The sequence below is a fragment of the Paenibacillus sp. JT31N17 genome (genome assembly GCF_056269255.1).
The window spans coordinates 1-4,250 of sequence record NZ_JBWDNP010000034.1; the positions used below are offsets into that span (position 1 = coordinate 1).

Below are 4,250 nucleotides of genomic sequence, written 5' to 3' on the forward strand. Positions count from 1 at the left end.
CCAATTCGTAAGACCCCTGGTAGACGACCAGGTCGATAGGTTCGAGGTGGAAGCATCGCAAGATGTGCAGCTGACGAATACTAATCGGTCGAGGGCTTATCCTACACCGGAGCAAGAGAAAGTCTTGTTCCACCCGTCAGCCGAAGGCTGGAGGAAATCGAGCCGCTAAACGTTTCGCAAACGTTCGTATCCAGTTTTCAGGGTGTAATAAAGAAGAAATAACCCAAATATAAGCGAAATCACCGTAATCACGAAAGTGGATGGTGGTTTTTTTCGTTGTTCCTCACTTATTTTTAATAGCCCCTGAACCACAAAATTTATTGATGAAAAAGCCCAAATGTATGCCGCAGAAGTGAGATGATTCTCAGTTATTGCATTACTTTACGGAAGCAGCGGCTTATTTGCCTTCTGTAGATCCCCGAAAAACACCAATCGCCCTCAATGGTCAAGTAGAGGGCGGTCCTTTGGATTCTGCACGTTGGGATCACAGGGCTAGCTTCAGTACGGTTACAATCATTAAAGAGTGGTGTGCGAACGGATTTCATCCCGGGCATTGTCATTCATTCTTGCTGGAGTCCATTTTGGTTCCCATACAAGTAAAACCTCGACCTTGCTAACACCAGATACGGATGCCGCAGCTTCTTCTACTTCCTTTACGATTTCATCGGCTAGTGGACATTCAGGAATTGTAAGTGTCATTCTTATTTTCACTAACCCATTCTCTTCAAGAGTAATTCCATATACAAGTCCAAGATCGACGATATTAGCTCCTACCTCAGGGTCGTGTACTTCCTCCAAAGCTGTCCAAATGGCACTTTCTTTATCCATAACAGAAGAGCATCTCCTTTCCTTCTCAACAAACCTGACAAGGGATAACCTCAAAGGTCAAGCCCGGCAAATATGAACGGACTGGTTTGGTGCTTAGAGTACATTCACGGCTTCCGCCGCCCAACCGATTAATCCGGGAGACTAAGCCGGCCCATATCTTCTTTGTTGTTATCGGTTATGTCATAAATGACCTGTTTCAAGTTTCTTATTCAATATCGATGAGCAGGCTTTTGAATAGAAATTTTGATAAGGGATGACTAGTAATCACATCCGCACTACAGCACAGGTGCATCGAGGGCTGTCTGAATGTTCTGCAGGTCAAACCGCAATTGCTCCTGCACGTTCCACGGATGGTACCACTCACGCTCCAGCATGTAGGTCAAGATTCGCTCATGGATATCAATGGCTTCCTCCAATTGCTTCGTGAGTATCGCCTTGATTTCCGGTGTTCCGGCTTCCGTTACCGCCATTGCGTAGTTCCTCACGCCGCTTTTCGCATTGATCAAAAAATCCATCGCTATGACCTGATCGGTCATGGTATTCATACCGGTTATATACTCCAGAAGCGTGTTCATACCTTCATCTCCTGTTCAGCTTGCGTCAGAATCGCCCCTAGCTCCTGCAGCTGGCGGGTCGAGATCTCAACATCCTGCTGTAAAATATCCTTCAAAGCCGCATCCGAAATTAATCCTTGCATCGTCTTGGCTTTGGTCAAGCATATGGTTTTGAACGCAGCCATTTCGTGAACCTCGAGTGTTTCATGCAAGGCATACATCATTAGAATTCCTCCTATATCGTAAAATTACGGCTTGAGCAACACTTTGATGCAGTTGTCTTGTCTCGTGTCAAAAATGTCATATCCGCGTTTGGCCTCGCTTAACGGGATGACATGAGTCACGACGTCGCCTGGATCTATCTTGCCCTTATCGATTAAGTCATACATGTAAGACATATAGTGAATGACCGGTGCTTGTCCCGTACGAATATTGACGTTCCGCTGGAAAATGTCACCAAACGGAAAAGCATTGTATCGCCCCCCATACACGCCTGTTACCTGGATCGTGCCGCCTTTGCGAACGGCCTGCGAGGCAATAACAAAACCGCCCATCGCCCCGCCTTGCAATTTTAGGCCGGCTGCCAGGGATTCAAGCGGAGACATCTTGCCGCTCATTCCCGAGCAGTCGATCACGATATCCGCACCTCCCTTGGTCATCTCCTTTAGATGATTGCCGATATTCTCCTCCGACTCTGCGTTGACGATCTCTACCTTGTTCGTCCGTTTGGCGTGCTGCAGACGGTAATCGAGGTAATCCACCGCTATTACACGCTTTGCCCCTTTGAACCAGGCAAACTTCTGCGTCAATAGACCAACCGGCCCGCAGCCGATCACAATGACCGTGTCCCCTTCCTTCACGCCGGCATTATCGACGCTCCAGAACGCCGTTGTCATGGCATCCGCAATGAGACACAGCTTCTCGTCGGGATGCTCGCAGTTTTCCGGAATTTTGAAATGCGTAAAGTTCGCAAAGGGCACACGCAGATACTCGGCTTGTCCGCCCGGATAGCCGCCGGTTGTGCCGGAATATCCGAAATACCCTCCCATATCCCCATGTTCGTTCGATTGGTCACACTGGCTTTCCAAGTGATTTTTGCAATAAAAACATTCCCCGCAGGCGATGTTGAACGGGATGATCACGCGGTCGCCTTTTTTTAAATTCGTCACGCCTGGACCGACCTCTTCAACGACACCCATCGGCTCATGTCCAATGACATAATCCTCTTCCAGATTCGGAATCATCCCATGGATCAGGTGCAAATCGGAACCGCATATGGCTGTGGTCGTCAGTCTGATAATCGCGTCATCCGCCTTCTGAATCTTCGGATCCGGGACTTCCTTCACGACAACATTCTTGATGCCTTGGTACGTAACTGCCTTCATGCCTTATTTCCTCCTATGTGCTCGTCCGGCGTGCGATCGAACATGCCTTTGCGTGTTGTATCATCAGGGAACAGCTTAAGCTTGCTGATTTCCACCGTATTATTAGCTGACAGCTGATCCAATTGATATTGCTTCTGGAGTTCATAGGGGTGAAACCATTTCTTGCGAACCATTAGGTCCGTAATTTCCTGATGAAGCGCAATGCCTTGATGAAGCTGAGTGCGCAAAAGTGCCCTGACATCGGGTGAAACAGCCTCGGTCAACGCTGTGGCGGTGTTTCGAACCCCCTCCTTAGCACGGATAAGGAAGTCCATGGCAAATGACATATCGGCCATTTCGGGCATATTCAGCGAGTTAGCGGGGTCAACATAATCCATCTTAATCGGATCTGCCTGATTCAATGTAGTGTCACCTCAATTCAAAATGGGGGTTGGCCGTAATTCCGGGATAGGGGCATGGAAGGGAGCTTTGGCATACACGGCTTGCAGATCAGCAATGGCTTGCATGGACTGCTGTACGTCCTTCTGCATCAAATCTTTCAGTTCCTGGTCAAACACAAGGCCTTGCATTAATTTGGACTTGGCCAGGCATAAGGTATTGAAGTTGAGTGCTTCATGAATTTCAAGGGATTCGTGAGCGGCTAATGCTTGTTGCTGGTGTTGGTGTATCATTTACTCACCTTCTTCAAAAATATTTGATAAGGGATATGTTGTCCCTCGGTATCAAACTTATTCAATGAAAGCTTCTGTCTTAGAACGGTTGAATCTCTACCAGAAGAGTCCCGAACTGTTCACCATATCCAAATATTTGAAGATGGCAGCCATACCATACAATTTAAAGCGATGATTTATTCGTTAGAAAAATTCCACTACGAACACCGTGAACACAATCCGACCGCCATTCCCGCGGTTAATCATCCATTCTTTAAATGAACAATTAGGTTTTATATTCTGGAAAGACCTACGGCTTTTTTCGTTTGTAATCCCAACTTCGACAAAGCCGAAAATATAAAATCTCCTTCTCGCCGATTGCTTTTCATGAAAGGGCGGGAAGGAGGTTTTTTATTTTTCTGCAACTGTTAAGCAGGTGGCTTTAGCTGCATCTTAAATTAACGTTGGTGTTCATGCTGAAATTATTTTGTCAGGCTTGAGAGTTACCGGCTTGCGACCCTGCGGAATAACCAAGATGCGAAAGAACGGGACCTTCCTGCTGGTAAGCTTGAGTTGCCTGGTAAACCGGGTTTTGTTGAGTTGATGCGTTATTTTGTCCGGCTTGAGAGTTACCGGCTTCCTGCTGGTAAGCTTGAGTTGCCTGGTAAACCGGGTTTTGCTGAGTTGAAGCGTTATTTTGTCCAGCTTGAGAGTTACCGGTTTCCTGCTGGTACGCTTGAGTTGCCTGATAAACCGGGTTTTGCTGAGTTGAGGCGTTATTTTGTCCGGCTTGGGAGTTGCCGGCTTGCGACCCTGCGGAATAACCAAGCTGT

Annotated in this window: 7 protein-coding genes and 1 rRNA gene; 1 reads left to right on the forward strand and 7 read right to left on the reverse strand. The window is 47.3% G+C overall.

Annotation, left to right across the window (positions count from 1 at the left end):
- Positions 1 to 104: ribosomal RNA gene (locus AC0YOB_RS38210) — 23S ribosomal RNA — on the forward strand; the annotation flags it as partial.
- A 412-nt stretch (positions 105 to 516) separates the two neighbouring features.
- Here AC0YOB_RS38210 and AC0YOB_RS38215 read toward each other — a convergent pair.
- From AC0YOB_RS38215 to AC0YOB_RS38245, 7 genes are all read right to left on the reverse strand, one after another.
- Complete coding sequence (locus AC0YOB_RS38215; protein WP_475797206.1) at positions 517 to 828, reverse strand: metal-sulfur cluster assembly factor; 312 nt, start codon at positions 826 to 828, stop codon at positions 517 to 519.
- Between the two features lie 275 nt (positions 829 to 1,103).
- The gene (locus AC0YOB_RS38220; protein ID WP_475797207.1) at positions 1,104 to 1,403 is read right to left on the reverse strand and encodes a spore coat protein; all 300 of its coding nucleotides are present in this window, start codon (positions 1,401 to 1,403) and stop codon (positions 1,104 to 1,106) included.
- A complete protein-coding gene (locus AC0YOB_RS38225; RefSeq protein ID WP_475797208.1) occupies positions 1,400 to 1,606 on the reverse strand; it encodes a hypothetical protein in 207 nt (68 codons plus the stop codon). Before AC0YOB_RS38225 ends, AC0YOB_RS38220 begins: the two co-directional genes overlap by 4 nt.
- A gap of 24 nt (positions 1,607 to 1,630) precedes the next feature.
- Positions 1,631 to 2,767 (reverse strand): zinc-dependent alcohol dehydrogenase, encoded by a 1,137-nt coding sequence (locus AC0YOB_RS38230; protein ID WP_475797209.1) that lies wholly within the window; start codon positions 2,765 to 2,767, stop codon positions 1,631 to 1,633.
- Complete coding sequence (locus AC0YOB_RS38235; RefSeq protein WP_475797212.1) at positions 2,764 to 3,144, reverse strand: spore coat protein; 381 nt, start codon at positions 3,142 to 3,144, stop codon at positions 2,764 to 2,766. Before AC0YOB_RS38235 ends, AC0YOB_RS38230 begins: the two co-directional genes overlap by 4 nt.
- 36 nt (positions 3,145 to 3,180) lie before the next feature.
- Positions 3,181 to 3,438 carry a spore gernimation protein GerQ gene (locus AC0YOB_RS38240; RefSeq protein WP_475797210.1) on the reverse strand — a complete coding sequence of 86 codons (258 nt, stop codon included), beginning with the start codon at positions 3,436 to 3,438 and terminating at the stop codon, positions 3,181 to 3,183.
- Positions 3,439 to 3,907: 469 nt separating this feature from the next.
- The coding region (locus AC0YOB_RS38245) for a hypothetical protein (protein ID WP_475797211.1) at positions 3,908 to 4,250 on the reverse strand (343 nt) is incomplete at its 5' end.